Here is a 22,495-nt window from a genome sequence, read left to right as displayed (position 1 = left end):
GAACAGCGGGTGGGGCCTCGTGCCGTACGGGGTCAGACCGAGAAGGTGGCCGGCCGTTCGTGGGAGGGCGCCGGCGGGCGGGCCTTCCAGAGGCCGATCTTTTGCGCGGCCAGCCGGCTCAGGTACGCCGGGTTGAGGATGACGTACCGACGCCAGAGCCGCTTGGGCTCCAGCCCGAGACGCCAGAACCACTCCAGGCCGGCACGCTGCATCCACGGCGGCGGCTTGCGGAGCAGACCGGCGTGGTAGTCGAAGGCCGCGCCGACCGCCATCAGCGGCATGTCGAGCAGCGGACGCATGGCGTACGCGAAGACCTCCTGGCGGGGGCAGCCGAGCCCGACCAGGACGAGCCGGGCACCGCTGGACCGGATCCGGTCGGCGATCTCGGCGTCCTCACCGGGTTCGACGGCGCGGAACTTGGACGGCTCCACCCCGGCGATTTTCAGGGCGGGGAACATCCGCTCCAGGGCCGGGATCAACCGGGCGAGGGTCTCCTCGGTCGAGCCGTACAGGTAGACCGGCAGACCCTCGTCGGCGAAACGCGACAGCACGTGCAGGGTCAGCGTCGGCCCGTAGACCCGGTCGGTGAGGCCGGCGTTGTGCAGCAGGTTGAGCGCCCACCGCACCGGTTGCCCGTCCGGCGTGACCACGTCGAAGGAGTTGAGCCGTGCGTTGTGCGCCGGGTCCAGCACCCCGGTCATCACGCCGTGCACGGCCAACGCGGTCAGCGCGAGCGGACGACGCTCGTGCGCCGCGGTCACCACCGCGTCGGTCGCCGTGGCGTAGTCGGTGGCGTCCACCAGGACACCCAGCACGTTGCGTTTGGTCCGCGCCGTGGTCATGGCTGGGGGACCCACTTGTCCACGTTGGCCTCGTAGATCTCCCGCAGGATCATCGGCACGTCGTATGTGATCTTCCAGTCCGGGTACTGGGCCTCGAACCGGGCCATGCTGCTGACGTACCACTGGTGGTCGCCGGTGCGGTTCTGCTCGACGTAGTTGATCTGCGCCTCGCGGCCGGTGATCTCCTCGGCGATCCGGAAGGCCTCGATGTGCGAGGTGTTCGAGTGCCGCCCGCCGCCGAGGTTGTAGACCTCCGCGGATCGCGGTGCCCGGAAGAACGCCTCGAACGCGCTCAGCACGTCGCGGGAGTGGATCGCGTCGCGGACCATCTTTCCCTTGTAGCCGAACAGGTTGTATGTCCGGCCCTCCATGACGCAGCGCATCAGGTAGGCCAGGAACCCGTGCAGCTCGGCTGCGGAGTGGGCCGGGCCGGTCAACGTGCCGCCGCGGAAGCAGGCCGTCTTCATGTCGAAGTAGCGCCCGTACTCCTGGACCATCACGTCGGCGGCGACCTTGGAGGCACCGAAGACCGAGTGCAGCGAGTGGTCGATCGACATCTCTTCGGTGATGCCCTGGTACCAGCGGTGGTCCTCGGGCAGTTCGTACCGGGTCTCCAGCTCGACCAGCGGCAGGCTGTTCGGCCGGTCGCCGTAGACCTTGTTTGTCGAGCAGTGGATGAACGGTGCGTCGATCGCGTGCAGGCGGGTGTTCTCCAGCATGTTGAGCGTGCCGCCGGCGTTCACGTCGAAGTCCGTGTACGGCTCCTTGGCCGCCCAGTCGTGACTCGGCTGGGCAGCGCTGTGGATCACCACGGCGATGTCCGATCCGTACTTCTTGAACACCTGCTCCAGGCCGTCCCGGTCCCGGATGTCCACCGCGAAGTGTGTGTACGCGTTACCCAGGTCACGGCCGAGCCGTTCCAGGCTCCACGAGGTGGAGCCGTCCTCGCCGAAGAAGTACCGGCGCATGTCGTTGTCGATGCCGACCACGTCCAGGCCGAGGCCGGCGAAGTGCCGGACCGCCTCGGAGCCGATCAGGCCACCCGACCCTGTCACCAACGCGACACTCACACGCCACTCCCGGTCCATCGGAGGCAGAATCCATCGCAGCATAGCGTGACGTCCGGCACGTCCCGATATGACGGAAGGGCCCCGCATCAAGCGGAGCCCTCGTCATTGGTGGGGATGGGGGGAGTTGAACCCCCACGCCCTTTCGGGCACACGGACCTGAACCGTGCGCGTCTGCCATTCCGCCACATCCCCGTGGCACGACCCGGAACACTGTAGCCGCCCCGGCCCCGCTGTCTCCAACGGGCCTCGGGAATACTACGCTGTCCCTGGCGCTCGCCACGAGCGGTTACCGTTCGTGGCGGACGAAAGATTAGCACGACAGTCCCGGCCCTTCCGAACGGGCCGGGAGCAGCCGGCCGAGCGGCGTGTGAGCTGCGCGCGCGCCGGCCGGATACCATCATGTCCTCGGGACCCGAGGAGGAGCCGGTGAGCGTGCTGCAACGCTTCGAGAAGCGTCTGGAAGGCCTGGTCGAAGGGGCCTTCGCCAAGGTCTTCAAAGGGGTGGTCCACCCCGTGGAGATCCTCAACGCCATGCAGCGGGAGGCCGAGGCGCACAAGGCGATCCTGGCCGGTGGGCGCACGTTGGTGCCCAACCGCTACGTGATCGATCTCTCGCCGTTCGACCACAGTCGGCTGGCGCCGTACGCCGCCGCGCTGGCCCAGGAGTTGGCCCAGTCGCAGGCGGAGTTCATCGGCGAGCAGGCGTGGACGGTCTACGGCGACGTGATCGTCGAGATCGAGCGAGGTGAGGGCCTGGACACGGGCATGTTCCGTGTCACGGCCGAGGTCTACACCGGCGGCGAGGTCGCCCCGGTGTCGGCACCCGGCTACGACGCCGGCCCGCCCGCCTACCCCACGTACGACCAGGGCGGTGGCTACGGCCCGCCGCCGGGGCACGGTGGCGGTCGCAATGTGCGGCTGGTCTCCGGAGACGGCCGCACCTACCCCCTTCAGATGGGGTCCACGGTGATCGGTCGCGGCGACCAGGCCAACCTGCGCCTGCCCGACGTCGGCATCTCCCGGCGACACGCCCGGCTGGATTTCGACGGGGGCCAGGTCGTGCTGACCGACCTGGGGTCGACCAACGGCACCATGGTCAACGGGCAGCGGGTCTCCGCCGTCGCGTTGAACCCCGGTGACATGGTCCAGCTCGGTACGACGACGCTGACCTTCCGCGTGGACGGCTGACCCGCCTTGCCGGAACTGGTCATCACCGTTGCCCGGTTCGGTTTCCTGATCCTGCTGTGGATCTTCGTGTTCACGGTGGTCGGTGTGATCCGCCGGGATCTCTTCGCCGGCGCGCGGTCCGGTCGCCTGGTGGCCGCACCACGCGCGGTGGGGGCCTCGACCGGGCAGGCGGCGAAGCCGGCGAAGGTGAAACGGGGCAGGGCGGCACACCAGCTGGTGGTGACCGCCGGTCAACTGGCCGGCACCAGGATCACTCTTGGTGAAGCGCAGATCACCATCGGTCGAGCTGAGGACTCCACCCTGGTCATCACCGACGACTACGCCTCCGCGCGACACGCCCGGCTCGTGCCGCGTGAAGGGCAGTGGTACGTCGAGGACCTCGGCTCGACTAACGGCACGTACCTCGATCGCGCTAAGGTCACCGGACCAACCCCCGTCCCCCTCGGCGTGCCGATCCGGATCGGCCGCACTTCCCTCGAATTACGGCCATGACTCTGACCCTGCGCTATGCGGCCCACAGCGACCGCGGTCTGATCCGTGACGGCAATCAAGACTCCGTCTACGCCGGGCCGCGGCTACTTGCCGTTGCCGACGGTATGGGCGGTATGGCCGCCGGTGACGTCGCCAGCAACATCGTCATCGGTGCCATGGCGCCGCTCGACGAGGACGTCCCGGGGGACGCTCTCGTCGACGCGTTGCGTTCGGCAGTGGGCACCGCCAACCAACAACTCCGCGACACAGTGGACGCCAACCCGCAGCTGGAGGGGATGGGCACCACGCTCACGGCGACCCTCTTCACCGGCAGCAAGCTGGGCATGGTCCACATCGGTGACTCGCGGGCCTACCTGCTGCGTAACGGCGAGTTCGCGCAGATCACCAAGGACGACACGTACGTCCAGATGCTCGTCGACGAAGGCCGGATCAGCGCCGAGGAGGCGAGCAGTCACCCGCAGCGGTCGCTGCTCACCCGCGCTTTGGACGGCCGGGACATCGACCCGGAGTACTCGGTGCGTCAGGTCCTTCCCGGCGACCGGTACCTGATCTGCAGCGACGGCCTCTCGGGTGTGGTCAGCGCCGAGACCATCGGCGAGACCCTGCGGGAGTACGCCGACCCGCAGCAGTGCGTCGAGCGGCTGGTGCAGCTCGCGCTGCGCGGCGGCGGACCGGACAACATCACGGTGATCATCGCGGACGCGACGGATCAGGACATCGTCGAGGCGACCCCGATCGTCGGTGGTGCCGCCGCCCGCGACCGGGGCATGGCGACCTCCGCCGACGACTCGACGCCGGCCGCCCGGGCCTCGGCGCTCTCCGCGCCCCGCCCACCCGCCCCCGAGGAGCCGGTCGCCTCCGACGACGAATCGGACCGGCCGAAGCGCCGCCCGGTGCGGACCGCCGCCATGGCGTTGGCCCTGCTGGTCATCGTCGGCGGGGCAGGCTTCGGCGGGTGGACGTACACCCAGCGGCAGTACTACGTGGGTGCCACCGAGGAGGGGCAGGTCGCCGTCTTCCGTGGCGTCCAGGGTCAGATCGCCGGGATGGACCTCTCCACCGTGCACCGGCGCAGCGGCACCCGACTCGACGACCTCACGGTTGCCGCTCAGGACACTGTCAAGGTCGGCATCCGGGCCAAGAACGAGCCGGACGCCGAGCGGCAGCTCGCCGAGCTGACCAGTGACACCCCGAGCAACCCCAACCTCAAGCCGCTCTGTCCGCTCGACCCGACGAGCACTGTCGGCGGCACTCCGCCGCCGCCGCAGGCCGTCACGACGCCGACCCCGAACGGCAGCCCGAGTGCCGACGCGTCGGCGACCCCCAACGGGGTCGTCAGCGCAAGCCCGACCGTCGGTGCCACCGACGCCGTCGGTGCGAACGGCACGACCACCACACCCGACGTCACGCCCTCCGACTCGGCCACGCCGGCGCTCGACCCGGCCGGTTGCCGGTCTCCTGAGTGAGCGTCGGCTGAGATACCGAGGACTCCACCCGTGACCGTAGCGGCCACACCGGCACCCTCGCCCGCGACCGCGGGCGAGCAGTCCGGCGTACGCCTGGCGCGGTCGCGCCGCAACGCCGAGTTGTCCCTGCTGCTGCTCGCGATGGTGCTGGTGGCCGCGTACGGGGCGACCGTCGAGGCGAACCTGCTGGACACTGTCACACCGGATTTCTGGATGCCCGCCGCCGCTCTCGGCGCGGTCTTCCTCGGGCTGCACCTGGTCATCCGGTTCCTCGCCCCGTTCGCCGACCCGGCCCTGCTGCCGGCGGTGGCCCTGCTCAACGGGCTCGGCGTGGGCTTCCTGCGCCGCATCGACCTGGGCGAGGCACCGGTCGCCGACCGGGAGGAGCTGGCGATCTTCGCGGGGATCGGTGGGCGGCAGTTGGCGTGGACGCTCGGTGCGGTGATCCTCGCCGCCGGCCTGCTCGCCATCATGCGCGACCACCGGTCGATCTCCCGGTACGCGTACACCCTGGGGTTGGTCGGCATCGTGCTGGTGATGCTCCCGGCGGTACTGCCGGCGAGCATCTCCGAGAGGAACGGCGCGAAGCTGTGGATCGATCTCGGCTTCGTCTCCATTCAGCCGGGTGAGTTCGCCAAGCTGGCGCTGCTGGTCTTCTTCGCCTACTACCTGGTCCGCAAGCGCGAGGTGCTGTCCCTGGCCAGTCGACGCTTCCTCGGCATCGACTTCCCACGCGGACGGGACCTCGGCCCGGTGATCGGCGTCTGGCTGGTCAGCCTCCTGGTGCTCGTGTTCGAGAAGGACCTGGGCACCTCGCTGCTCTACTTCGGCATGTTCGTGGTGACCCTCTACATCGCCACCGAACGGGTCAGTTGGCTGTTGATCGGTCTGGTCCTCTTCTTCGGCGGCGCCTACCTCGCCTACGTGCTCGGCTCGACTGTCGGCGGGCCGTTCGCCAACTTCTACCTCCGGGCGGAGATCTGGCTGGACCCGTTCGCCGATCCGACCAACAAGGGCTACCAACTCGTCCAAGGACTGCTCGCCCTGGGCACCGGCGGGCTCTTCGGTGCGGGGCCGGGCGGCGGCCAACCGGACATCCTCCCCGAGGTGCAGAACGACTTCATCTTCGCCGGCATCGGTGAGGAGTTGGGCCTCTTCGGCCTCTCCGCGCTGCTGGTCGTCTACCTGCTGATCGTGGAGCGCGGGCTGCGGGCCGCGCTCGCGGTACGGGACTCGTTCGGCAAGCTCCTCGCGGGTGGTCTCGCGTTCACCCTCGGCCTCCAGGTCTTCGTGATCGTCGGCGGTATCAGCAAGCTGATTCCGCTGACCGGTCAGACCACCCCGTTCCTGTCCGCCGGTGGCTCGTCGCTGATGGCGAACTGGCTGCTCATCGGGGTGCTGCTGCGGGTATCCGACGGTGCCCGTCGGCCGCTGACAGGGGGCGCCGCCAAGGCTGCCCGGCCTGCCGGCGGTCCGCCGGAGCAGATTCACGGTGCTCCCACGGAGGTGATCAAGCCGTGAACGCACCACTGCGCCGGGTCGGCGTCGTCGTCATGGTCCTGTTCGGCCTGCTCTTCGCCAACCTCAACTGGGTCCAGTTCCAAAAGGCCGACGAATACCGCACCAGCGACTACAACGGTCGGGTCCAGGTCGCCGACTACAAGCGCAAGCGGGGCAACATCGAGGCTGGCGGCACCGCGCTGGCCACCAGCAAGGAGACCACCGGCAACCTCAAGTTCCTGCGCACCTACCCGGGCGGTGCCAAGTACGCTCACGTGCTCGGCTACAAGCCGGTCAACCTGGCCGACCAGGGCATCGAAAAGGTGGAGAACGACTTCCTGGCCGGCACCAGCGACCAGTTGCTCGGCGACCGGTTGAAGGACATGTTCACCGGGGACGACAGCGGTGGCGGCAACGTGTTGCTCACGCTCTCCAAGCGGGCCCAGGACGCGGCGTACGACCAGCTGCGCAACAACCAGGTCGGGGCGAAGAAGGGCGCGGCCATCGCCATCGACCCGCGTACCGGGGCGGTGCAGGCGTTGGTGTCCATGCCCAGCTTCGATCCGAACCCGCTGGCCAGCCACGACAGCAAGGAAGCGGCTGCCGCGTACTCTAAGCTGGAACAGGATCCCGACCGCCCGCTGAACAACCGCGCGCTCTCCGAGACGCTGCCGCCGGGCTCCACCTTCAAGGTCGTGGTGGCAGCGGCGGCGCTGGAGAACGGCGTCACCAAGACGACCCAGATCCCGGCCGGTTCCAGTTACACCCCGCCCACCTCGGGCACCCCGATTCGTAACGCCGCCCCGTCGATCTGCCCCGAGGCGAAGGTCACCCTGATGGAGGCGGTCACCGAGTCGTGCAACACCGGCTTCGCCCAGCTCGGTGTGCAACTCGGTGCCGATGCCCTCAAGGAGAAGGCGCGGCAGTTCGGTTTCGAGCAGGACGACCTCACCGTCGGCCAGCTCGGCGAGGACGGTCTGCCGACGGCGGCCAGCCGGACCGGGGACATGCAGAACCCGGACGGCACCACCGACCCGGCTGCGCTGGCCCAGTCCTCGATCGGGCAGAACAACGTCCGGATGACCCCGCTCGAGGGCGCCATGATCGCCGGCGCGATCGCGAACAGTGGCAGTCAGATGCGGCCGTACCTGGTCCGGCAGCTGCTCGCCCCGGACCGGACCACCAGCTACTACACCGCCAGCGCCCGGGAGCTGCGCCAGCCGGTCAGCTCGCAGGTCGCCACCGACCTGCGGGACATGATGGTCAGCGTGGTCCAGAAGGGCACCGGCCGGAAGGCCGCGATCAGCGGTTACACGGTCGGTGGCAAGACCGGCACCGCGCAGTCCGCCCCGGACCGGCCCGACCACGGCTGGTTCATCGGCTTTGCGATGGACAAGAACGGCAACCCCGTTTCCGCGGTCTGCGTGATGCTCGAACAGGCCGGCCCCGGTGGCAGCGCCGAGGCGGCCCGGATCGCTGGTCAGATCATGCGCGCCGCCATCGCTGACCCCGGGGGTCGCTGATGCTCAGCCCCGGCGTCCAGCTCGGCAACCGCTACCGTCTCGACGAGCGGATCGCCAGCGGCGGCATGGGCGACGTCTGGCGCGGCACCGACCAGGTGCTCGGCCGTACGGTCGCGGTGAAGAGCCTGCTCCCCGCGCTGCTCGACGACCCGGACTTCGGCGAGCGGTTCCGCGGCGAGGCCCGCACCATGGCCACCATCAACCACCCCGGCGTGGTGGACGTCTACGACTTCGGTAACGACCAGCAGATCGCGTTCCTGGTCATGGAATACGTCGAAGGCGACGCCCTGTCGTCCACGCTGAGCCGCGTCGGGAGACTCACGCCGGCCCGGACGATGGCGCTCGTCGCTCAGGCGGCGGACGCGCTGCACGCCGCGCACGAGAAGGGCATCGTGCACCGCGACGTGAAGCCGGGCAACCTGCTCGTCCGGCCGAACGGCACGCTGGTGCTCACCGACTTCGGCATCGCCCGCTCCGACATGGTCGGCCAGCTCACCGCCGCCGGCTCGGTTCTCGGCACCGCCTCGTACATTTCGCCCGAGCAGGCGACCGGCGGCGTCGCCACCCCGGCGTCCGACGTGTACGCGCTCGGCGTGGTCGCGTACCAGTGCCTCGCCGGTCGGCGGCCGTTCGAGGGCGACAATCCGCTCGACATCGCGATGAAGCACGTACGCGAGAAGCCCCGGCCGTTGCCGGCGGACATCCCGCCGCAGGTGCGGGCAGTGGTGGAACGGACCCTGGCGAAGGACCCGGCCGCCCGCTGGCCCAGCGCGGCCGCCCTCGCCGGCGTCGCTCGACAGCTCAAGGCCACGCTCTCCCAGCAGGCCAGGGCGGGTGCCAACTCCGCGCCGATCTCCGCGGCGCCGGCCTCGCCCGCCGCACCAGGCCGGGCCCAGGTGCCGCAGGCGCACCACATGCGTCCGCCGGGTGCCCACCCGCAGGTCGCGGGGCCGAGGCCGACCGCCGTCGCGCCGGCCCAGCAGCCGCGACCCACTGCCATCGCGCCGGCCGTCCAACCCGGCCGCCCACCGGTCGCACCGAACGGCTACCCGCGCGGCGCCGCAGCGGTGCCGTCGGCACCGCCCCGCCAGGAACACCCGCCGGCGTACGTTCGGCAGGCCGGACCGTCGGTGCCATCACCCGAACCCCGCCGGTCCCGTCCCGGAATGGTGCTGCTCGCCATCCTGCTGGCGGTACTGGTCCTTGTCTGTTCCGGCATGATTTCCTACACCCTGCGGAAGCAGTCGCAGGCCGGTGAACCCGCCGGGCTGACTCCGCGCGCCGTGACGTCCGGCGCGCTACGACTCGACGGACGCGACGATCCGACAGTGACGTCGTACCGTCGGGAGGTACGACTCCAGCCGGACAGCGGCGGGACGACGACGAGCGAAGGACGACAGACGCGATGACAGCGCAGGCCCGCCTGCTCGGTGGCAGGTACCAGGTCGGCGAGCTGCTCGGCTATGGCGGCATGGCCGAGGTGCACCGCGGTCGCGACCTCCGGCTCGGTCGGGACGTCGCGATCAAGATGCTCCGCACCGACCTCGCCCGGGACGCGACGTTCCAGATGCGGTTCCGCCGGGAGGCGCAGAACGCCGCGTCGCTCAACCACCCGGCGATCGTGGCGGTCTACGACACCGGCGAGGAGACCGCGCCGACCGGCGAGACACTGCCGTTCATCGTCATGGAGTTCGTCAACGGGCGGACCCTGAAGGAGGTCCTCGGCGCCGAGGGCCGGTTGCAGCCGCGCCGGGCGTTGGAGATCTGCGCCGACATGTGCGCCGCGCTGGAGTTCAGCCACCGGCACGGCATCATCCACCGCGACATCAAGCCGGGCAACGTGATGCTCACCCAGACCGGCCAGGTCAAGGTGATGGACTTCGGCATCGCCCGCGCACTCGCCAGCGGTGCGACCACCATGACGCAGACCAGCGCGGTGATCGGCACGGCCCAGTACCTGTCCCCGGAGCAGGCGCGCGGCGAGGCCGTCGACGCTCGCTCCGACGTGTACGCGGCCGGCTGCGTTCTCTTCGAGCTGGTCTGCGGCCACCCACCGTTCGTCGGTGACAGCCCGGTGAGTGTCGCCTACCAGCACGTACGGGAGACGCCGCCGACGCCGAGCGACATCAACCCGGACGTCACCCCGGCCATCGACGCGATCGTCCTCAAGGCGCTGTCGAAGAACCCGCTGAACCGCTACCAGAGCGCCGGCGAGATGCGGGCCGATCTGCTCCGCGCCGCCGCCGGCCGGCCCGTGCTTGCCACGCCGGTGATGCGTGAGGCGGGGACGGTGGCGATGGCCCCGGCCGGCGCTGGGGGCGGCTACCCGGCTCCTACCCGTGGTCCGCAGACCGGGCAGATGGCGCGGGTCGGTGACCCGCGCCAGCGCAAGGCGTCCTCCTGGCTGATCGCGACGTTCAGTGCGGTGGGTGTGCTGGCGGTGATCGCCCTGGTCGCCGCCCTGCTCTGGAGCCAGCAGCAGGACAAGGCCAACAAGTCGGTGCCGAACCTGGTCGGCAAGAGCCAGGCCGCCGCAGTCGCCGAGATCCGTGGCGCCGATCTCCAACCGCAGGTGGGCGAATCCGTCCTGGACAACGACTGCACCAAGGGCACCGTCGCGAAGCAGAATCCCGAGCCGGCCACCCGGCTGAAGCAGGCCAGCACGGTGACCATCCAGCTCTGCGGCGGCAAGCCGGACGTGAAGATCCCACCTGGCCTGATCAACTCTCAGCTCGAGAACGTCAAACCTCAACTCGAGGACCTCGGGTTGGTGGTCGAGGAGAAGAAGGTCGACAACCCCGCGCAGGAGGGCATCGTCCTCAAGCTGACCCCGCCCTCGGGCACCACCGTCCCGCAGGACAGCAAGGTGGTCGTCGAGGTCTCCAGGGGCAACGTCAACAAGGTGCCCAACGTGATCAACTCGACGCGGGACGACGCCACCCAGGAACTCCGCGAGGCGGGTTACAAGGTCGAGGTCCGCGATGGCGACGAGGTGCCGGCCAACCTGGCCGGCCGGGTGCAGAAGCAGAGTCCGAATCCGGGCACCTCGCTGGCCAAGGACAAGACCGTGACCATCGAGATCGGCATCCCGGAGAAGGTCGAGGAGCCGCCGCCCCCCACGACGCCGACCGGCACGCCGACGGCCACGCCGACCACTCCCGGCAACGGGGGCGGCGTCGGACTGCCGTTCCCGCCCCCGCCGGGCCGGCTTCCCGAGAACTGAACAACGGGTTCGGGCGACCCGGGATGACCGACGAGGAGGCCTCCGGCGCGCCGAGGCGCGGACGGATGCGCCGACCCCGACGCGTGGCCGTCCTGGGTGTCGCCCTGCTGGCTCTCGCCAGCCTCCCGTGGCTGTGGACGACGTTCACCGCCCGTGGGCACGTGCACGCCGAAGCCGATGCGCCCTCCGCCGACGTGGTGATCGTCCTCGGCACCGCCGTGGCGGCGGACCGGCAGCGGCCAGGGGAGCGCCTCGCCGGCCGCCTGGAGACCGCCGCCGCTCTGGTGACCAGCGGACGAGCCACCGTGGTCCTCGTGTCGGGCGACGGTGGCGGCACATCAGGTGACGAGCCGGCCGTGATGACCTCGTACCTCACCGAGCGTGGCGTCGACCCGCGTCGCGTCGTGGCCGACCCGTTCGGCCTGGACACCTACGACAGTTGCGCCCGAGCCCGCCAGGTGTACGGCGTCGAGCGGGCCCTGATCGTGACCCAGTCCTACCACCTTTCCCGGGCGGTGACGCTGTGCCGACACCTCGGCCTCGACGCCGATGGGGTGGTCGCCAGGTGCGACGGTTGCGGTGCGGCCCTGCTTGCCGAGAAGTCCGTGCGGGACTACTTCGCCAGTGGCAAGGCGGCGTGGGACGCGGCCCGGGGCCGTGCGCCAGCGGTCCACTCACCCGCTGACCCGGCGGTTCAGAACGCGCTGCGTAGCTGAAACAGCCGCCTGGGCCCTGCTGATCGGCCTGAACAACCGCTATGGTCCGTGTTGGCCACGGAGGTCCTGCTGGCCGCCACGGTCCGTGTTGGCTGCGGCAGTCCGCGCCGGCCACGGCGGTTGTGTCGGCCGCGGCGCCGCGGCCGTCGCGGCGCCGCGCCGCGACGGCCGCCACAGGGTCAACCACCGCCTTTGCTCTGCACCCACCCACGCGACACTCACGCTCCGTAGTCGGTGCATGGGCGGGTGCAGAGCAAAGGGGAAGGTGAACGGTCATCGGCTCGGGGCCGCCGTCCTGTTCGGGGGCGTGCTGTTGGGGCTGCGACCGCGCACGCGGTCATCGCCGACCGCTGCGGCGTCAGCGTGGGCGACGCGGCTGACGGGCTGCCGACCTCAGTTGCTGGCGAAGGCGGCGAGTCGGCGGGCGTCGACCTCGGCGGCGAGCGCGGGCGCGCGCTCCAACGCCTCCTGGTGACCGCAACTGGCGAGCCAGTTCGCCAACATCAGGTGCCCGCCCTCGGTGAGTACCGACTCCGGGTGGAACTGGACGCCCTCGATGGGAAGCGTCCGGTGCCGCATCGCCATCACCACGCCGGAGCCGGTCCAGCCGGTCACCTCCAGCTCGTCGGGCAGCGTCTCGGGGAGTACGGCGAGCGAGTGGTACCGGGTGGCGGTGAACGGGTCCGGCAGACCGGCGAGGACGCCCACCGAATGGTGCCGCACCTCGGAGGTCTTGCCGTGCAGCAGCTCCGGGGCCCGCGTCACGGTCGCACCGAAGGCCTCACCGATCGCCTCGTGACCCAGGCAGACACCAAAGATCGGCAGCTCGCCCGCGTACTCCCGGATGACGTCCAGGCAGATGCCGGCGCGGTCGGGGCTGCCCGGCCCGGGCGAGAGCAGGATGCCGTCCGCCCCCACCCTGCCCACCTCGGCGACGTCGATCTCGTCGTTGCGGCGGACCTCGCAGTCCACGCCGAGCTGGCCCAGGTACTGCACGATGTTGAAGACGAACGAGTCGTAGTTGTCGATCACCAGGACGCGCACGGTCACCTGCTCGGCGAGGAGGACGGGACCGGGTTGTTGCGGTCGGTGTCGTACGGCAGGTCGTGCTCGTCGCCGGCCGGGGTCTCCCCGGTCACCGGTGCGTCGTTGCCCGACTCCGCGGGAACCCCGGACTCGACCTGCACGTCGTCGAACGGCAGCAGGGGCTCGGCCCACGGGAAGGCGACATACCAGAGCAGGGCGACAGTGGCGGCTACCAGGAGCACCGAGCCGGCCAGCTTTCCGGCCAGGCCGAACGGCAGCTTGCGCCAGATGAACGCGTACATCGGTCAGCCTCCCAGCTCGGTCGGCCGGCCCGCCGACTTGGGCTGGGTGCGGTCCAGTTCGGCGTGGATGATCAGGCGCTGGTAGTTGTCGAACTTCGGGTTGCACGTGGTCAGGGTGAGCATGCGCTTGGTGGCCTTCTTGTTCGGCTCGCCGGGCACCGGCGCGACCACTTCGACCTGCGTCGGTCGGACGATCCGCGACTGCGACACCCGGTAGACGTACCAGTCGGTCTTGCTCTCGACCACGATCGGGTCGCCGTCGTGGAGCTCGTCCAGCCGCCAGAAGGTCGCCCGGTTGCGGTGGCCGGCAACGGAGAAGTTGCCGACCTGGCCGGGCAACGCGCTGGCCGGGTAGTGACCCGGGGCGTAGCGGATGTCCTCCTGGGTGACGCCCTCGACCACTACCCAGTTCTTGTCGAGCTTCGGGATGTAGAGGCCCGCGATCGGCTTGCCGCGTACCGGCGGCGACGGTTTGACACTCGGGCCGGCCGAGGGAACCACCGTCGGGTCGTCCGTCGGGCCCCACTCCTGCGCGAGCTGGTTGTTGAGGTCGTTCTGGTGGGCGTCGACGATGGCCGACTTGCCCCAGACCTCGTAGCCGGCGAAGAGCAGCACCACGAGGCCGAAGGTGATCAGAACCTCGCCGGTGACGCGGATGCCGGTGCGTATCCGGGAGCCGAGCGACGGCCGGGTGAGCTCCGAGTAGACGCTCTTGTAGCCCTCGCCGGTCTGGTGCGGCCGGAGTTGGACGACCCGTTCGCCCCGCCGGGGTCGGGGCGGCTCGCCCGGGTTGTCGTCGTCGGCGGGTTCCCCGGGGACGGACGAGCGGGGGACCGCGCCCATCAGCGCCGTCGAGTCCATCGCCGGCGGCCGGGCGGCGGGCGCGGTGGGAAGGGTCGGGATCACCGCGGTGGCGGCCGGGTCGAAGTCCCGATCGGAGCCGGCCGGAGGGACCTGGCCCGACGCGGCGGACGGGACGCGGCCGGGACCGCCCGGGGGGACACGACCGGAGGAAGCCTCCTGGCCGGCTGCCGGGACGCGGTCGGGCGCGGCCGGTGAGACAGGCGCCGCCGGAGAGCCGGTGGGACGCCCAGGCCGGGCGGCGACCTGCGGAATGAACGCGGTCGGCGAGTCGGCCACCGACGGCGTCGACGGGGCGGACGGGACGGCCCGACTCGGTGTGCCGGAGGGTGGGTTGGCGGGTACCCCGCTGGGCGCAGCGGAGCCGGTCGAGGTCGGACCTGGCATCCCGCTGGTTGCTGCGGGTCGGGTCGTGGCGGCCCCGGGTGACGCCGGCCGGGTGGACGGTGAGGTCGGCCCGTTGACGGCTGGTCCGGGTGACGCCGGCCGGGCGGGGCCTGCTCCGGGTGACGCCGGTCCGCCGGCGGCTGGCGACACGCCTGGACTCGCGGCGGGCGACACCGGTCGACTCGCGGCGGAGGGGCGACCGGGCCCTACGTTCGGGCCGGCCCCGTGTGGGCCGGCCCCGTGTGGGGTGTTACCCGGCCAGGGCGGTGGGGCGTCGGCATCCGGACGGCCCGAGGCACGAGGCGACTCAAAAGCGCGGGGAAGCTCGGATGCGCGGGGAGGCTCGGATGCGCGGGGAGGCTCAAAGGCGCGGGGCGGCTCGGACGCGCGGGGCGGCTCGGAGGTGACCGGCGGGCGCGACGCACCGGGCCGTGCGGGGAGCACCGGCTCCGGCCAGTTGCCAGCCGGAGTCGCCCGGCCAGGTGTCGGCTCGGGCCGGTCGACCTTCGGCAGGATGTCGGTCGGCTCGTCGGTCTGGTCGCGGTGTCGCCCGTCGCGGCGCTCCTCCGGCCCGCTCACTTGGGCACCGTCGCCGAGCGCAGGGAGGTCGAGTCCTCGAATGCCGGCACTCGCACCGTGGAAACCGTCTCCTTGTAACCGAGTTGGTAGTCGTCGACCGCGTCCTTGAACAACCGGACTCCCTCAGAGCTGGCGAGGGCCTGCTGGAGGGCAGCGGGATCGCCGATTGCTACGATCTTGAACGGTGGGGAGTACACCCGGCCATGAAGCAGCAGGGTGTTACCGACGCAGCGTACCGCGCTGGTGGTGAGCACGCGGACGTTCATGATTGACATGGCCTCGGCTCCGCCGGCCCAGAGTGCGTTGACCACCGCCTGGACGTCCCCCTGGTGCACCACCAGGTCGTCGTTGCTCGCGTCCGACTGGGTCTGGTCGAGTTGCGGGGCGTCGTTCAGCTCCACTGTGACGCCGGGGCCGCCGAGGGCGGTGAATCCGGCGGCCTGGAGGCTGCCCTGGGCGCGATTTTGCTGGTTCTTGATCGGCGCATCGGAGCCGGCCAGGGTGTTGGTCCGTTGCTCGACCTCACCGCGCAGCGTGGCGGCCCGTCGTTCGCTCGCCGCGACCTGCTCCCGCCGGTCCTCGATGAGCTGGTTGAGCTGAGGGCGCCGGTCCTCGCGCAGGGCGGTGCCGTCGGCGGTGGTCGCGCTGGTGGTGAAGAGCAGCCCCGCCGCGGCGGCGATCAGAGGCACCCCGATAGACCAGCCGGGTCGGCGTTGACGCGGTCGCCGGGGCAGCAGCCCGGCGACGGCCCGTCGGAGGACCTTCTGCCAGGAGGTTGCGCCGGATGTGTACTCCACCGAGCGTTTCCTTCCGCGTGTCGGGGATCGGGCCGCTCCCGGCTACGCCGGTGATGCGAACAGTCCCGCCTCTTTCGGTCACTCCGTGCACCGGCCTGACCCCATTCATGGTCCGGACGGGCAATCGGGACTACGCTAGCTGTCGAACATTATTGGCCATGGACCGTCGCCCCCGCGCCCGGTTGTCAGGCCGGACGAGGTCGTCACCCCTCTGGAGAGCGCCGTGCCCAAGTCTCAGGTCCGTAAGAAGAAGGTGTACACCCCGCCGACGGACGTTCGTCCGACCACGGCGGCGTCGTCGCGCAAGCCTAGCCCGGTGTGGTTGCCGATCACCGCGGTCGCCTTGATCGTCGTCGGCATCGGCTGGCTGGTGCTCTACTACCTGTCCGAGCAGGAGTACCCGGTGATGGCGTGGGGTTACTGGAACCTCGCCGTCGGCTTCGGTGCGATGGTCGCCTCGCTGGCGCTGCTCTCCCGCTGGCGCTAAGCCGGGGCGGCGGCGCCGCACTGGCGGTCCCGCCGCATTTCACCTCACCGAGCCCCTGCCCGGCAGGATCGGGCGAGGCCACCTATGGTGTGCGCAGGCAGCGCGGCCTACTGCGAGATGACTCACGTTACTGCTGGGTAACCTTCGCGTAGGCTGCATTGCATGACCGAGCGCAGCGAGGTCATCAGGCAGCAGACCGGGGAGGCCAACTCGATGGGCAGCGTCCAGATCGTCACCACGATCCTCGCGGCCGCCATCACCGCCGTGGCGGTGTGGCTTGCGGTGCGTGCGGTCGTGAAGATGACGGCAGTCATCCGGCTCGGGCAACCCGCCCCGGAGCGGTTCTCTGACAAGGGCGCCCGGACGAAGACCATGCTGGTGGAGACCGCCGGTCACACCCGGATGCTCAAGTGGGGCGTCGTGGGCGCCGCGCACTGGTTCGTGATGGTCGGCTTCATCGTGCTGTCGCTGCTGGTGCTCGAGGCGTACTTCGAGGTGGTGACCCCGACCGGCGGCCTGCCGATCATCGGGCACTGGACGATCTTCGGGTTGGCCACCGAGATCATCACCGTGCTGGGCCTGATCGGCATCGTGGTGCTGATGGTGATCCGACTGCGCAACCGGCCGAACCGGCCCGGCGGGCGGTCCCGGTTCACCGGCTCGACCATGTGGCAGGGCTACTTCGTCGAGTGGATCGTGCTGCTGGTCCTGATCTTCGGCTTGGTGATCCGCGGCTTCAAGGTCGCCACCGATCACTTCGAGTACCCGCTCTGGGCCACCCCGGTCAGCCATGTGGTCGGCGCGGTGCTGCCCGACTGGTCGGACGGCGCCAGCATCGCCGCGCTCATCAAGATCGCCATCTCGATGACCTGGCTGATCGTCATCTCCCTGAACGTCACCATGGGCGTCGCCTGGCACCGTTTCCTGGCGTTCCCCAACATCTTCTTCAAGCGCGAGCCGGCCAAGCCGGCCGGCTCCGGCCTCGGTGCGTTGCGCCCGATGACCAGCCAGGGCAAGCCCCTCGACTTCGAGGAGGCCGACCCGGAGAAGGACCAGTTCGGCGTCGCCCACGTCGAGCAGTTCAGCTGGAAGGGCCTCCTGGACTTCAGCACCTGCACCGAGTGCGGTCGCTGTCAGTCGCAGTGCCCGGCCTGGAACACCGGCAAGCCGCTGTCGCCCAAGCTGCTCGTGCTGAGCCTGCGTGACCACGCGTACGCAAAGGCGCCCTACCTTCTGGCCGGCGGTGGCAAGGACCTGACCGGCGAGGAGAAGGCCACCCAGGCCCAGCTCGCCCACCTGGACGTGCTGTCGCTCGCCGAGGGCGACAAGCCGCTGATCGGCGACGCCGAGTCCGGTGGGGTCATCGATCCGGACGTGCTCTGGTCCTGCACCACCTGCGGGGCCTGCGTCGAGCAGTGCCCGGTGGACATCGAGCACGTGGACCACATCGTCGACATGCGCCGCTACCAGGTGCTGATCGAGTCGAGCTTCCCGTCCGAGGCCGGCGTGATGCTCCGCAACCTGGAGAACAAGGGCAACCCATGGGGTGCCCCGCAGAACACCCGCGAGGACTGGACCAAGGGCCTGGACTTCGAGGTGCCCCGGGTCGGCGAGGTGGACGACTTCGAGTACCTGTTCTGGGTCGGCTGCGCCGGCGCGTTCGAGGACCGGGCCAAGAAGACCACCCGCGCGGTGGCCACGCTGCTCAACGAGGCCGGGGTGAAGTTCGCGATCCTGGGCGAGGGTGAGACCTGCTCCGGCGACCCGGCGCGGCGCATCGGCAACGAGTTCGTCTTCCAGATGCTCGCCCAGCAGAACGTGGAGACGCTCAACGAGGCGTTCGAGGGCCGGGAGAAGGCCAAGCGCAAGATCGTGGCGACCTGCCCGCACTGCTTCAACACCCTCGGCAACGAGTACGGCCAGCTCGGTGGCGAGTTCGAGGTGGTCCACCACACCCAGCTGCTGGCGCACCTGGTCGCCACCGGCAAGCTCACCCCGGTGCAGCCGGTCGACGGCGGTGTCACCTACCACGATCCCTGCTACCTGGGCCGACACAACCGGATCTTCGCGGCCCCTCGCGAGGTCCTCGGGGACGCCATCGCGGGCGACCTCACCGAGATGCCGCGTAACAGCGAGCGTTCCTTCTGCTGCGGCGCGGGCGGTGCCCGGATGTGGATGGAAGAGAAGATCGGCAAGCGGATCAACGTGGACCGGGTCGAGGAGGCCATGGCCACCGGGGCGAAGACGGTCGCCGTCGGCTGCCCGTTCTGCTCGACCATGCTCAACGACGGGGTCAACGGCAAGGGCGCCGGCGAGCAGGTCGAGGTCATCGACGTGGCGAGCGTGCTGCTCCGTTCGGTCAAGCCGGAGCAGCCGCAGGGCGGCCGGGAGACCGCGTCGATCGGCGGCTGAGACGCGTACACCTGGGATGTGAACATCGACGACGACGGCGGCCCCCTGCGGGCCGCCGTCGTCGTGCAAGAATCCTCGCCGAGGTGAGGCGACATCGACGGCCTACTCTGGACGATGCTGTTGCCCCTGGTCGGCTTCGTCGCGCTGACCGCGGGCAACGCGTTCTTCGTCGCGGCCGAGTTCGCCCTGGTCACGGTCGACCGCGCGGAGATCGACAGGCGGGCCGCCGCGGGCGACCAGGCCGCTCTGACGGTACGCACGGCGCTGCGTGAACTCTCCTTCCAGCTCTCCGGCGCGCAGCTCGGCATCACCATCACGGCGCTGCTCACCGGTTACCTGGCCGAACCTGCCCTGGCCCGGATCTTCACCCCGTTGCTGCGCCCGCTGGTCGGGGAGGACACCGAGCGGTTCACCCCGTTCCTCGCGTTGGCCCTGGCCACGCTGATCTCCATGCTCTTCGGCGAGTTGGTGCCGAAGAACGCGGCGCTGGCCCGGCCCATGCCGGCGGCGCTGGCCACCGCCGGTCCGATGCACGCCTTCTCCCGGGCGTTCGGCTGGTTGATCCGGGGGTTGAACGGATCGGCGAACCGGCTGGTCCGGGCGTTCGGGGTCGAGCCGCAGGAGGAGTTGGCCAGCGCCCGTTCTCCCGAGGAGTTGGGGCTGCTGGCGGCCATCTCGGCCCGGGCGGGCGCACTGCCGACGGACACCGCGATGTTGCTGCGCCGCACGATCCGGTTCGGCGACAAGCGGGCCGCCGAGGCGATGACCCCCCGGGTGGACGTGGTCGCGCTGCGTGTCACGGCCACCGTGGCCGAGCTGCTGGAGGCGTCGCGGCGCACCGGGCGGACCCGCTTCCCGGTGTACGAGGAGACCCTTGATCTGGTCACCGGGGTGGCCGGTGTGCCCGACGCTCTGGGCGTGCCGCTGGCCGCCCGGACGTCGACGATGGTGGGCGCGGTGGCCCGCGAACCGGTGTACGTGCCGGAGAGCCTCGATCTGGACGGTGTGCTCGCCGCGTTGAAGGCGGCCGGCGCCGACCTGGCCATCGTGGTGGACGAGTACGGCGGCACGGACGGCGTGGTCACGATCGAGGACCTGGTCGAGGAGTTGGTGGGAGAGATCGCCGACGAGTTCGACCCGGCGAGCGTGGACGAACCCGGTGCGGGCGAGCTGACCGTCCCCGGTGGCGAGCGCACCGTGCTGGTCGACGGGATGCTCCGCTCCGACGAGGTGGCCGAGCAGACCGGTTTCCGGCTGCCCGACGGGCCGTACGAGACCCTGGCGGGGTTCCTGATGGCCCAGCTCGGCCACATTCCGCTGGCCGGTGAGACGGTCGAGACGGGCGGCTGGGAGTTCACCGTGGTGGAGGTGGAGCGGCACCGGATCGAGCAGGTCCGGGTGTTGCGCCCGGCGGAGCCGGACGACGATGACTGAACTGCTGGTGACCGCGCTGCTGCTGCTCGGCAACGGGTTCTTCGTGGGCAGCGAGTTCGCGCTGATCGCCTCCCGAAGGACGGTGATCGAGCCCCTGGCCGCACTGTCGAAGCGGGCGCGGTGGGCACTGTCGGCGATGAACCAGATTCCGCTGATGATCGCCGGCGCGCAGCTCGGCATCACGGTCTGCTCGCTGGGGCTGGGCGCGATCGCCGAGCCGGCCCTGGCGCACCTGCTGGAGCCGCCGTTCCACGCGGCCGGGCTGCCCGACCGTGCGGTGCACCCGGTGGCGTTCGTGCTGGCCCTGGGCGTGGTGGTCTTCCTGCACACGGTCGTCGGCGAGATGGTGCCGAAGAACATCACGCTGGCCGGTCCGGAGGTTTCCGCGCTCTGGCTCGGCCCGGCGATGCTGGCGTTCTGTGTGGCGACCAAGCCGCTGCTGCTGGCGATGAAGTGGGCGGCCCGCCGGGTGCTCGCGTTCTGGCGCATCGAGGCGTCCGAGGCGGTGAAGACGGTGTTCACCGCCGAGGAGTTGGCCGGGCTCGTCTCCCAGGCGCGTACGGAGGGTCTGCTCGACGAGGAGCAGCACGTCCGGATCACCGGCGCGCTGGCCCTGCACAGCCGAACGGCGGCGGACGCGCTGCAACCGTGGTCGACGGTGGTCACGGTGGCCGACGACGTGTCGCCGGCGTCACTGGAGGTGCTGGCGACGCGGACCGGCCGGTCGCGGTTCCCGGTGGTGCAGCGGTCGACCCGCCGGGTGCTCGGGTTCGTGCACGTCAAGGACGTCCTGGGGTACGCCGGGCGAGGCCGCCGGTCACCAGTGCCGGCCCACGTCTACCGGCCGCTGGCGGTGGTGCCGCCGGAGCGTACGCTGGCCGACCTGCTGCTGGCCATGCGCCGCGAGCGGCGGCACATGGTGCTGGTCAGCGACGGCCGGCGCCCTCTGGGTGTGGTCACTCTCGACGATGTATTGACCGCAATCGTTGGTTGAATGACGAATACCCTTGGTGTGCAAGCAGTTGCACGACAGTGATGGTTCCTATGCTCGCCTTGATTACCGCTCCGAGCTTCCCTAATGTGGGGCACCGACCGCTGTGGGTCGTCTGCCTCGGCCCTTCCCTCACGCGAGGCGCCCGGCGGTCGGTTGCAAAGGAGTCGGTGCCGGTGGCAACCATGCCCCCTCATCGTCACGACCTGAAGACGTCTGCTCGACCAGGGCGCCTCCGCCGCGGCGCCCATCGCCTGCTTGTCCTGGTCGCCGCCGCCGCAGTCGGCGCCGGTCTGCTCGCCGCACCGGCTCACGCCGATCCCACGGTCGACGAGATCGAGGCGCAGATCGACAAGAAGTGGGAGCAGTTGGAGCCCACGATCGAGCAGTACAACAAGGTTCGGGCGCAGCTGAAGGTCAACCGGCAGAAGTCGGCGACCCTGCAGAAGAAGATCGAGCCGCTCGCGTTGCAGAGCGAGTTGGCGCTCAACCGGGTCGGCGACCTCGCCTCCCGCTACTACATCTCCGGCCCGTCGCACGACATCGGTTCGCTGCTGGTCAGCGTCAAGCCGGACACGCTCACCGAGCAGCTCACCGTGCTCGACCGGCTTGCCGCGCAGGAGCGCAAAGAGGTCGAGGGTGTGCTGGCCGTGCGGGCCAAGTACGACGGTGAGAAGCAGAAGCTGGACGCGCTGATCACCACCCAGACCACGCAGCAGAACGAGCTGGCGGCCAAGAAGAAGCAGATCGACGCCGAGATCAAGCAGCTTGAGGCGTCGATGCCCAAGACCACTGTCAAGACCGCGGGCTGCCCGACGATCAACGGTGTGACCAGCTCGGCCGCCCAGAAGGCGATCAGGACTGCCTGCCAGCAGGTCGGTGATCCGTACGTCTGGGGCGCCACCGGCCCGAACTCGTTCGACTGCTCGGGGCTGACCCAGTACGCCTACAAGTCGGCCGGGATCTACCTCACTCACCACACCGGTGACCAGTGGAACGAGGGCAAGGCTGTCGCGCGAGCTGATGCCCGGCCCGGTGACCTGGTCTTCTTCTTCTCCGGCCTGACGCATGTCGGCCTGTATCTGGGTAACAACCAGATGGTGCACGCGCCACGTGCCGGTAAACCGGTGCAGGTGTCCAGCATCAACACGATGCCGGTCGCCGGGTTCCGCAGACCTGGCTGATCCAGATCACGTACG

19 protein-coding genes and 1 tRNA gene are annotated in these 22,495 nt (G+C 70.2%); 13 read left to right on the top strand and 7 right to left on the bottom strand.

Annotated features, from left to right (window positions below; all coding sequences use genetic code 11):
• Nucleotides 1–32: 32 nt before the first annotated feature.
• The 3 genes from O3438_RS22210 to O3438_RS22200 all read right to left on the bottom strand — a co-directional run bounded on the left by O3438_RS22210 (nucleotide 33) and on the right by O3438_RS22200 (nucleotide 2,104).
• Complete coding sequence (locus O3438_RS22210; protein ID WP_269681728.1) at nucleotides 33–842, bottom strand: WecB/TagA/CpsF family glycosyltransferase; 810 nt, start codon at nucleotides 840–842, stop codon at nucleotides 33–35.
• The gene (locus O3438_RS22205; protein WP_269681727.1) at nucleotides 839–1,954 is read right to left on the bottom strand and encodes an NAD-dependent epimerase/dehydratase family protein; all 1,116 of its coding nucleotides are present in this window, start codon (nucleotides 1,952–1,954) and stop codon (nucleotides 839–841) included. The genes O3438_RS22210 and O3438_RS22205 overlap by 4 nt, the downstream gene beginning before the upstream one ends.
• A 64-nt stretch (nucleotides 1,955–2,018) precedes the next feature.
• Nucleotides 2,019–2,104 (bottom strand) — tRNA-Leu (locus O3438_RS22200).
• 207 nt (nucleotides 2,105–2,311) lie between these two features.
• Between O3438_RS22200 and O3438_RS22195 the strand changes: the two genes are divergently transcribed.
• Genes O3438_RS22195 through O3438_RS22160 form a run of 8 tightly spaced genes read left to right on the top strand, consistent with a single transcriptional unit; the run spans nucleotide 2,312 to nucleotide 12,020 of the window.
• A complete protein-coding gene (locus tag O3438_RS22195; RefSeq protein ID WP_269681726.1) occupies nucleotides 2,312–3,100 on the top strand; it encodes an FhaA domain-containing protein in 789 nt (262 codons plus the stop codon).
• Nucleotides 3,101–3,106: 6 nt separating this feature from the next.
• Nucleotides 3,107–3,592, top strand: coding sequence for an FHA domain-containing protein FhaB/FipA (locus tag O3438_RS22190; RefSeq protein ID WP_269681725.1), 486 nt, complete (start codon nucleotides 3,107–3,109; stop codon nucleotides 3,590–3,592).
• Entirely contained in the window at nucleotides 3,589–5,058 is a 1,470-nt protein-coding gene (locus tag O3438_RS22185; RefSeq protein ID WP_269681724.1) for a PP2C family protein-serine/threonine phosphatase, read from the top strand. The genes O3438_RS22190 and O3438_RS22185 overlap by 4 nt, the downstream gene beginning before the upstream one ends.
• Nucleotides 5,059–5,088: 30 nt before the next feature.
• Complete coding sequence (locus tag O3438_RS22180) at nucleotides 5,089–6,579, top strand: FtsW/RodA/SpoVE family cell cycle protein (RefSeq protein ID WP_269681723.1); 1,491 nt, start codon at nucleotides 5,089–5,091, stop codon at nucleotides 6,577–6,579.
• A complete protein-coding gene (locus tag O3438_RS22175; RefSeq protein ID WP_269681722.1) occupies nucleotides 6,576–8,081 on the top strand; it encodes a peptidoglycan D,D-transpeptidase FtsI family protein in 1,506 nt (501 codons plus the stop codon). The genes O3438_RS22180 and O3438_RS22175 overlap by 4 nt, the downstream gene beginning before the upstream one ends.
• Nucleotides 8,081–9,490, top strand: coding sequence for a serine/threonine-protein kinase (locus O3438_RS22170; protein ID WP_269681721.1), 1,410 nt, complete (start codon nucleotides 8,081–8,083; stop codon nucleotides 9,488–9,490). The genes O3438_RS22175 and O3438_RS22170 overlap by 1 nt, the downstream gene beginning before the upstream one ends.
• Nucleotides 9,487–11,304, top strand: coding sequence for a Stk1 family PASTA domain-containing Ser/Thr kinase (gene pknB, locus O3438_RS22165; RefSeq protein WP_269681720.1), 1,818 nt, complete (start codon nucleotides 9,487–9,489; stop codon nucleotides 11,302–11,304). Before O3438_RS22170 ends, pknB begins: the two co-directional genes overlap by 4 nt.
• A 23-nt stretch (nucleotides 11,305–11,327) precedes the next feature.
• Nucleotides 11,328–12,020, top strand: a complete 693-nt coding sequence (locus O3438_RS22160) for a SanA/YdcF family protein (protein WP_269681719.1) — start codon at nucleotides 11,328–11,330, stop codon at nucleotides 12,018–12,020.
• Between the two features lie 393 nt (nucleotides 12,021–12,413).
• On the opposite strand, the gene O3438_RS22155 is transcribed toward O3438_RS22160, so the two are convergent.
• The 4 genes from O3438_RS22155 to O3438_RS22140 form a co-directional block, all read right to left on the bottom strand.
• Nucleotides 12,414–13,064: an aminodeoxychorismate/anthranilate synthase component II gene (locus O3438_RS22155; RefSeq protein ID WP_269681718.1), complete on the bottom strand. Its 651-nt coding sequence runs from the start codon at nucleotides 13,062–13,064 to the stop codon at nucleotides 12,414–12,416.
• 2 nt (nucleotides 13,065–13,066) lie between these two features.
• Nucleotides 13,067–13,348: a hypothetical protein gene (locus O3438_RS22150; RefSeq protein WP_269681717.1), complete on the bottom strand. Its 282-nt coding sequence runs from the start codon at nucleotides 13,346–13,348 to the stop codon at nucleotides 13,067–13,069.
• A 3-nt stretch (nucleotides 13,349–13,351) separates the two neighbouring features.
• Complete coding sequence (locus O3438_RS22145; protein ID WP_442929637.1) at nucleotides 13,352–14,596, bottom strand: class E sortase; 1,245 nt, start codon at nucleotides 14,594–14,596, stop codon at nucleotides 13,352–13,354.
• A 575-nt stretch (nucleotides 14,597–15,171) separates the two neighbouring features.
• Nucleotides 15,172–15,972, bottom strand: a complete 801-nt coding sequence (locus O3438_RS22140; RefSeq protein ID WP_269681715.1) for a DUF881 domain-containing protein — start codon at nucleotides 15,970–15,972, stop codon at nucleotides 15,172–15,174.
• Nucleotides 15,973–16,195: 223 nt separating this feature from the next.
• Here O3438_RS22140 and O3438_RS22135 point away from each other — a divergent pair, with 223 nt between their 5' ends.
• The 5 genes from O3438_RS22135 to O3438_RS22115 all read left to right on the top strand — a co-directional run bounded on the left by O3438_RS22135 (nucleotide 16,196) and on the right by O3438_RS22115 (nucleotide 22,480).
• Entirely contained in the window at nucleotides 16,196–16,459 is a 264-nt protein-coding gene (locus O3438_RS22135) for a cell division protein CrgA (RefSeq protein WP_184180220.1), read from the top strand.
• Between the two features lie 213 nt (nucleotides 16,460–16,672).
• Nucleotides 16,673–18,871, top strand: coding sequence for a (Fe-S)-binding protein (locus O3438_RS22130; protein ID WP_269683719.1), 2,199 nt, complete (start codon nucleotides 16,673–16,675; stop codon nucleotides 18,869–18,871).
• A 114-nt stretch (nucleotides 18,872–18,985) separates the two neighbouring features.
• Nucleotides 18,986–20,305 (top strand): hemolysin family protein, encoded by a 1,320-nt coding sequence (locus O3438_RS22125; RefSeq protein WP_269681714.1) that lies wholly within the window; start codon nucleotides 18,986–18,988, stop codon nucleotides 20,303–20,305.
• Complete coding sequence (locus tag O3438_RS22120; RefSeq protein ID WP_269681713.1) at nucleotides 20,298–21,299, top strand: hemolysin family protein; 1,002 nt, start codon at nucleotides 20,298–20,300, stop codon at nucleotides 21,297–21,299. The genes O3438_RS22125 and O3438_RS22120 overlap by 8 nt, the downstream gene beginning before the upstream one ends.
• A gap of 167 nt (nucleotides 21,300–21,466) precedes the next feature.
• The gene (locus tag O3438_RS22115) at nucleotides 21,467–22,480 is read left to right on the top strand and encodes a C40 family peptidase (protein WP_269681712.1); all 1,014 of its coding nucleotides are present in this window, start codon (nucleotides 21,467–21,469) and stop codon (nucleotides 22,478–22,480) included.
• Nucleotides 22,481–22,495: the final 15 nt, after the last annotated feature.

This window comes from Micromonospora sp. WMMC250 (assembly GCF_027460215.1).
Classification (GTDB): domain Bacteria; phylum Actinomycetota; class Actinomycetes; order Mycobacteriales; family Micromonosporaceae; genus Micromonospora; species Micromonospora taraxaci.
The sequence above is the reverse complement of the archived record's forward strand: the minus strand, read 5'-3'. Positions and strand labels throughout refer to the sequence as shown.

Excerpts from the sequence above, each read along its gene's own strand:
- O3438_RS22210 (WP_269681728.1), bottom strand. The coding sequence starts at position 842 with ATGACCACGGCGCGGACCAAACGCAACGTGCTGGGTGTCCTGGTGGAC.
- O3438_RS22205 (WP_269681727.1), bottom strand. The coding sequence starts at position 1,954 with ATGCTGCGATGGATTCTGCCTCCGATGGACCGGGAGTGGCGTGTGAGT.
- O3438_RS22195 (WP_269681726.1), top strand. The coding sequence starts at position 2,312 with ATGTCCTCGGGACCCGAGGAGGAGCCGGTGAGCGTGCTGCAACGCTTC.
- O3438_RS22185 (WP_269681724.1), top strand. The coding sequence starts at position 3,589 with ATGACTCTGACCCTGCGCTATGCGGCCCACAGCGACCGCGGTCTGATC.
- O3438_RS22170 (WP_269681721.1), top strand. The coding sequence starts at position 8,081 with ATGCTCAGCCCCGGCGTCCAGCTCGGCAACCGCTACCGTCTCGACGAG.
- pknB (WP_269681720.1), top strand. The coding sequence starts at position 9,487 with ATGACAGCGCAGGCCCGCCTGCTCGGTGGCAGGTACCAGGTCGGCGAG.
- O3438_RS22160 (WP_269681719.1), top strand. The coding sequence starts at position 11,328 with ATGACCGACGAGGAGGCCTCCGGCGCGCCGAGGCGCGGACGGATGCGC.
- O3438_RS22150 (WP_269681717.1), bottom strand. The coding sequence starts at position 13,348 with ATGTACGCGTTCATCTGGCGCAAGCTGCCGTTCGGCCTGGCCGGAAAG.
- O3438_RS22145 (WP_442929637.1), bottom strand. The coding sequence starts at position 14,596 with ATGCCAGGTCCGACCTCGACCGGCTCCGCTGCGCCCAGCGGGGTACCC.
- O3438_RS22130 (WP_269683719.1), top strand. The coding sequence starts at position 16,673 with ATGGGCAGCGTCCAGATCGTCACCACGATCCTCGCGGCCGCCATCACC.
- O3438_RS22125 (WP_269681714.1), top strand. The coding sequence starts at position 18,986 with ATGCTGTTGCCCCTGGTCGGCTTCGTCGCGCTGACCGCGGGCAACGCG.
- O3438_RS22120 (WP_269681713.1), top strand. The coding sequence starts at position 20,298 with ATGACTGAACTGCTGGTGACCGCGCTGCTGCTGCTCGGCAACGGGTTC.